Raw genomic sequence first — 6,662 nt, 5'->3', positions numbered from 1 at the left:
GAGCGCGAGTACCGGGTCCAGGAGGGCGTCGAACCGGGCATGGTGCACGGGTGGGTGTTCGTCCCGTCCGGGCCGGGGCCGCACCCGGTCGTGCTCAACATCCACGGCGGTCCCTACGCGCAGTACACGTGGTCCTGGTTCGACGAGACCCAGGTGCTGGTCGAGGCCGGTTATGCCGTGGTGATGTGCAATCCGCGCGGTTCGAACGGCTACGGGTCCGAGCACGGGTCGACCATCCGCGAGCGGCTGGGCACGGTGGACCGCCAGGACATCCTGGGGTTCCTGGAGGCGGCCCTGGACGAGTTCGGCCCGGGTGGCACGGGGGTGCTGGACGCGGACCGGATGGGTGTGATGGGCGGTTCCTACGGCGGGTACATGACCGCCTGGATCACGGCCCACGACCACCGCTTCACGGCGGCGATCGTCGAGCGCGGATTCCTGGACCCGGTCTCCGCCCTGGGCTCCAGCGACATCGGCTGGTTCTTCACGTCCCAGTACTTCGGCGACGACCACGACCACGTCCGCACCCAGAGCCCCCTGCAGGTGGTGGACCGGGTGCGCACGCCCACCCTGGTGATCCACTCGGAGCAGGACCTGCGCTGCCCGATCGAGCACGCCCAGCGTTACTACCACGCGTTATGGGCGTCCGGGGTGGAGTCCGAGCTGCTGGTGTTCCCGGGGGAGGACCATGAACTGTCCCGTTCGGGCACCCCGTGGCACCGACGGGCCCGCTTCGAGCACGTCCTGCGCTGGTGGGACCGGCACCTGCCCGTCTCCCGCGGGGCCGGCGCGAGCGGCTGACAGGTAAGTTACCGGCGAGTAGTATCGGTCCATGACCGCCACACCCGCCACCGGGCACCCCGCGAGCCCTCCGTATCCGACCCTGTTCAGCCCCGTGACGGTCGGACCGGTCCGGCTGGAGAACCGGGTGATCATGGGCTCGATGCACCTGGGCCTGGAGGACCGTCGCCGCGACGCACCGAAGCTCGCCGCGTTCTACGCGGAGCGGGCCCGCGGGGGAGTGGGGCTCATCATCACCGGTGGCTTCGCCCCGAACCGGACCGGCCGCCTCACCCCGATGGCCGGGACGATGCGTTCGGCGGCCGACGTGGTCGCCCATCGCACGGTCACCCACGCCGTCCACGCCGCCGGCGGCCGGATCGCGCTGCAGCTGCTGCATGCCGGCCGGTACTCCTACCACCCCTGGTCCGCGGCACCGGAACGCTCGACGTCACCGATCACCCCCTTCACCGCCCGCCGGATGTCCCGGCGGGCGGTCGGGCGCACCGTGGCGGACTTCGTGCGTGCGGCCGGACTGGCCCGGCGGGCCGGCTACGACGGGGTGGAGGTCATGGGCTCGGAGGGCTACCTCATCAACCAGTTCCTGTCCCCGCGGACCAACCGGCGCACCGACGCCTGGGGCGGCACCCCGAGCAAGCGCCGCCGGTTCGCCACGGAGATCGTCCGCCGCATCCGGGCGGCCGAGGGCCCGGACTTCCTGATCGTGTTCCGGATGTCGATGGCGGACCTCGTCCCGGACGGGCAGAGTCTCACGGAGACGCTCGAGCTCGCCCGGGAGCTGGAGGAGGCCGGCGCGGACCTGCTGAACACCGGCATCGGCTGGCACGAGGCCCGGGTGCCGACCATCGTCACCTCGGTGCCCCGGGCAGCCTTCACCGCCTTCACCCGGCGAGTCCGCGAGGCGGTGACCATCCCCGTGGCCGCCTCGAACCGGATCAACATGCCCCACACCGCCGAGCAGGTCCTGGCCTCGGGACAGGCAGACCTGGTGACCATGGCCCGGCCCTTCCTGGCCGACCCGGACTGGGTGGCCAAGGCCGCCGCCGGCACCCCCGGACGCATCAACACCTGCATCGCGTGCAACCAGGCCTGTCTCGACCACACGTTCCAGAACCGGCCGGCGTCCTGCCTGGTCAACCCCCGCGCCGGCCGGGAGACCGACCCGGCGTTCCCCCCGTTGCCGGACCGGTCGCTGCTGCCGGTCGCCCCCCGGTCACGCCGGCAGGACACCGCCCCCCGGCGCATCGCCGTCGTCGGGGCCGGACCGGCAGGACTCGCGGCCGCCACCCAGGCCGCGGCGCGCGGACTGGACGTGGACCTGTTCGAGGCCGGTGGGTCGATCGGCGGGCAGTTCCGCCTGGCCCGGCAGATCCCCGGCAAGGAGGAGTTCGCCGAGACCCTGCGGTACTTCCGGCAGCGCATCGACGAGACGGGAGTGTGCCTCCACCTGGGCCGGCGGGCCACCGTGCCCGGACTGCTCGACGGCGGATACGACCGCATCCTGCTGGCGACCGGGGTGGTGCCCCGGACGATCGAGCTGCCCGGCATAGACCGGCCCAACGTGCACGCATACCCGGACGTGGTCTCCGGGCGGGTGCGCTGCGGCCCCCGCGTGGCGATCATCGGGGCCGGCGGCATCGGCCACGACGTCGCCGGGCTGCTGACCGAACCGGACCCCGCCGCGCCGCAGTCCCCGCGCTCCTGGCACTCCCAGTGGGGCGTGGACCCGGACTTCACCGACCGTGGCGGACTCACCGCCGCCGACCCCGGGGCACCGGCCCGCCGGGTCCACCTCATCCAGCGCAAGACGACCAGGCTGGGAGCGGGCCTGGGCAAGACCACCGGCTGGGTCCACCGCTCGGCCCTGCGGGCCCGGGGCGTGGAGGGCATCACGGGGGCCGGATACGTGAGGATCGACGACGACGGCCTGCACCTGGACGTCGACGGCGCCCGCCGCGTGCTGGAGGTCGACGACATCGTGGTGTGCGCCGGACAGGACTCCCAACGGGACCTGTACGACCCGCTGGTCGCCGCGGGGGCCGACGTCGTACTGGTCGGCGGAGCCGACGTGGCCGCCGAACTGGACGCCAAGCGGGCCATCGAGCAGGCCACGCGGCTGGCCGCCCGCCTGTAGCCCCGGCAGGCCGACCCGTAGACTGACGAGCATGGCAACCGTGTATCAAGCAACCCTGGTGCCCTCGAAGAGGGAACTCCTGGAGTCCTGGCTCGCCCAGCAGCCCTGGTCCGGTGAGGGCGATCTCGAGAAGGTCGGCGCCTACCGCTTCGACGACCCCGAGGGCGAGGTCGGGATCGAGGCGCACCTGGTCCGGCGCGCCGGCAGCGACACCGTGCTGCACGTGCCCCTGAGCTACCGCGCGGCACCCCTGGAGGGGGCCGAACCCTACCTGGTGGGAACCGTGGACCACTCGGTCCTGGGCCAGCGGTGGGTCTACGACGCCATGGCGGACCCCGTGGCCACGGCCTGCTTCCTGCGGGCCCTGGAGGGCGAGCAGCAGCAGGCCGAGGTCCACCTCTACGCGGAGGACGGGCAGTACATCGGCCATGAGCCCTCGGAGGTGTCCGTCACCGTCCTGGGAACTCTGCCCGAGCAGCCCGGGCGGGTGCAGGTGCACCGCGTGGTGGCCAATCCCGAGGACGCCGGGTCCGAGCACCTGGCCAGCCGCCGGCGGCTGACCGCCACGTGGCCGGGCGGCCACGGCGTGATCTTCTCCCTGCACACCGGGGACTGAGGGCCTCCTACAGGACGGTGAAACCCTCCGGCAGGGTCCCGCGTCCGGTGATGGCCATGACCAGGTCCACGGCCTGGCCGTTCTGGACCGCCAGCTCCGAGGCCAGCCGGATCACCTCCGGCCAGGCGAGGTCGAGGGACTCCGGGACCTCCTGACCCGTGGCCCGGGCCAGGTCTGCGGTGTGCACGGCGAGCTCGAAGGTGCGCGTGGGCAGGTAGCCGGCCAGCGTCATGGTGCCGACCGGGGTGCGCAGCCGCGCGTCGTCGGGCGTGCGGTCCACCACGGCCTGCGCCAGCACGCGGTCGCGTTCGATGGTGATGGACGGTTCGTCGCCGAGTGCCTGTCCGGCCAGCCGGCCGCGCTCGGCGACCCCCTCGTCGTCGTGACGGCCCCAGAACGCCCGGTAGTAGGCCACCGGTCCGTCCACGAACGGGGCGCCGGGCTCCGTGCCGGCCTCGAGGTAGGCGGTGACGTTGACCAGGGCGCGGTCCACGTGGCCGGCCAGGTCCCGGACGGTCCACTCGCCCAGGCCCGGTGCCTCCCAGTCGGTGATGTTCCTGCAGACGCGGGCCAGGGCGTTGGACGCGGCACGGTAGGCCTCCACGTGGGGGCGCGGCGGTGGGCCCTCCTGGGACGCGGGCTCGGGCTCGGTGGTCTGGGCGAAGCTGCTGGCGGTATCGGTCTCCATGCCCCACAGAGTGCCATGAGCGCATGGCGGAGGCCAGCGTTCCCGTGAACCCGCCGGATCATGACACGACCACGAGCGGGCTGGTCATACCCTGAGGTCATGAAGACCAGCGTCCACTCCAACTTCCCGCCGCCGACGGCAGACGTGCACCCGGCCGACCGTCATGACGCCATCCGCGTGGTCGGTGCCCGGCAGAACAACCTCAGGGACCTCAGCCTGGAGCTGCCCAAGCGGCGGCTGACCGTGTTCACCGGGGTGTCCGGTTCCGGCAAGAGCTCCCTGGTCTTCGGCACGATCGCCGCCGAGTCCCAGCGGCTGATCAACGAGACCTACTCGTCCTTCGTGCAGGGCTTCATGCCCTCCATGGACCGTCCGGACGTGGACGTGCTCGAGGGGCTGACCACGGTCATCATCGTGGACCAGGAGCGGATGGGCGCCGACCCCCGGTCCACGCTGGGCACGGCCACGGACGTCAACGCCCAGCTGCGCATCCTGTTCAGCCGCCTGGGGGAACCGCACATCGGTCCGCCCAACGCCTTCTCCTTCAACGTCCCCTCGGTCTCGGCCTCCGGGGCGATCACGGTGGAGCGCGGCGGCAGGACGATCGCGGAGAAGGCCTCCTTCAACCGCCTCGGCGGGATGTGCCCGCACTGTGAGGGACGGGGAACGGTCACCGACTTCGACCTCACGGCGATCGTGGACGAGGCCAGGTCGCTGCAGGAGGGGGCCATCCTGGTCCCGGGTTACAGCATGGACGGCTGGTACGGACGCATCTATGCCGGGGCCGGGTACTTCCCGATGGACAAGCCGGTGGGCAGGTTCACCAAGAAACAGCGCCACGACCTGCTGTACCGGGAGGCCACCAAGATCACGGTGGAGGGCATCAACCTGACCTACCTCGGCCTGATCCCGTCCATCCAGCGGTCCATGCTCAGCAAGGACCGCGAGGCCATGCAACCGCACATCGGGCGGTTCGTGGACCGGGCCGTCACCTTCGCCACCTGCCCGGACTGCGAGGGCACCCGGCTGGCCCCGGAGGCGAGGTCCTCGAGGATCAACGGCAAGAACATCGCCGATCTCTGCGCCCTGCAGGTCTCCGACCTCGCGGACTGGGTGAAGGACCTGCACGACCCCTCCGTCGCGCCGCTGCTGCGGTCCCTGGCCGAGACGCTCGACGCCTTCGTGGAGATCGGCCTGGGGTACCTGAGCCTGGACCGTCCCGCGGGAACCCTCTCCGGCGGCGAGGCCCAGCGCACCAAGATGATCCGCCACCTGGGCTCGTCCCTGACGGACGTCACCTACGTCTTCGACGAGCCCACCATCGGACTGCACCCCCACGACATCCAGAAGATGAACCGGCTGTTGCTGGAGCTGCGGGACAAGGGCAACACCGTCCTGGTGGTCGAGCACAAGCCGGAGACCATCGCGATCGCCGACCACGTGGTGGACCTCGGTCCCCGCGCCGGCACCGGGGGCGGGGAGATCACCTACCAGGGCGACCTGGCCGGCCTGCGGGCCTCCGGCACCCTCACGGGGCACCACCTGGACGACCGCTCCGCGCTGAAGCAGGACGTGCGCAGCGGCACCGGCGCCCTGGAGGTCCGTGGCGCGGTCACCAACAACCTGCGGGGCGTGGACGTGGACATCCCCCTGGGCGTGCTGGTGGCGGTCACGGGGGTGGCCGGCTCCGGCAAGAGTTCCCTGGTGCACGGCTCGATCGCCGGCCGTGAGGGCGTGGTGGTCGTCGACCAGTCGGCCATCAAGGGCTCGCGCCGGTCCAACCCCGCCACCTACACGGGACTGCTGGAGCCGATCCGCAAGGCCTTCGCCAAGGCCAACGGGGTCAAGCCAGCCCTGTTCAGCGCCAACTCCGAGGGCGCGTGCCCGAGCTGCAAGGGCGTCGGGGTGATCTACACGGAGCTGGGGTTCATGTCCACGGTGGCCTCGACGTGCCAGGACTGCGAGGGCCGGCGCTACCAGGCGACGGTGCTGGAGTTCACCCTCGGCGGCCGGGACATCGCCCAGGTACTGGCGATGTCCGTGGCCGAGGCGGGGGAGTTCTTCGCCGCGGGCGAGGCCCGGCTTCCCGCCGCCCACAAGATCCTGGCCCGCCTGACCGACGTCGGGCTGGGTTACCTGACACTGGGCCAGCCGCTCTCCACGCTCTCCGGGGGCGAGCGGCAACGGCTGAAGCTGGCCAACGAGATGGCCGCGGCCGGCGAGGTCTACGTCCTGGACGAGCCGACCACCGGCCTGCACCTGGCCGACGTCGAGAACCTGCTGGGGCTGCTGGACCGGCTCGTGGACGCGGGGAAGACGGTGATCGTCATCGAGCACCATCAGGCGGTGATGGCCCACGCGGACTGGATCATCGACCTGGGGCCCGGTGCCGGGCACGACGGCGGCCGGGTCGTCTTCGAGGG

At 71.8% G+C, this 6,662-nt stretch carries 5 protein-coding genes; 4 read left to right on the top strand and 1 reads right to left on the bottom strand.

What is annotated here, in order from left to right:
• The 3 genes from PLJ28_RS14435 to PLJ28_RS14425 all read left to right on the top strand — a co-directional run.
• Nucleotides 1-801: alpha/beta hydrolase family protein (locus PLJ28_RS14435; protein ID WP_324590298.1), on the top strand; the 801-nt coding region annotated here is incomplete at its 5' end.
• Between the two features lie 31 nt (nt 802-832).
• Nucleotides 833-2,935 (top strand): NADPH-dependent 2,4-dienoyl-CoA reductase, encoded by a 2,103-nt coding sequence (locus PLJ28_RS14430; protein WP_298045065.1) that lies wholly within the window; start codon nt 833-835, stop codon nt 2,933-2,935.
• A gap of 31 nt (nt 2,936-2,966) precedes the next feature.
• Nucleotides 2,967-3,551 carry a CG0192-related protein gene (locus tag PLJ28_RS14425; RefSeq protein ID WP_183526013.1) on the top strand — a complete coding sequence of 195 codons (585 nt, stop codon included), beginning with the start codon at nt 2,967-2,969 and terminating at the stop codon, nt 3,549-3,551.
• Between the two features lie 7 nt (nt 3,552-3,558).
• On the opposite strand, the gene PLJ28_RS14420 is transcribed toward PLJ28_RS14425, so the two are convergent.
• On the bottom strand, nt 3,559-4,239 hold the full coding sequence (locus tag PLJ28_RS14420; RefSeq protein WP_010142715.1) for a maleylpyruvate isomerase N-terminal domain-containing protein: 681 nt from the start codon (nt 4,237-4,239) through the stop codon (nt 3,559-3,561).
• Between the two features lie 99 nt (nt 4,240-4,338).
• Between PLJ28_RS14420 and PLJ28_RS14415 the strand changes: the two genes are divergently transcribed.
• A partial coding sequence (locus tag PLJ28_RS14415) for an ATP-binding cassette domain-containing protein (RefSeq protein ID WP_324590297.1) occupies nt 4,339-6,662 on the top strand: 2,324 nt, incomplete at its 3' end.

Source organism: Citricoccus sp., assembly GCF_035445025.1.
Classification (GTDB): Bacteria; Actinomycetota; Actinomycetes; order Actinomycetales; family Micrococcaceae; genus Citricoccus.
The sequence above is the reverse complement of the archived record's forward strand: the minus strand, read 5'-3'. Positions and strand labels throughout refer to the sequence as shown.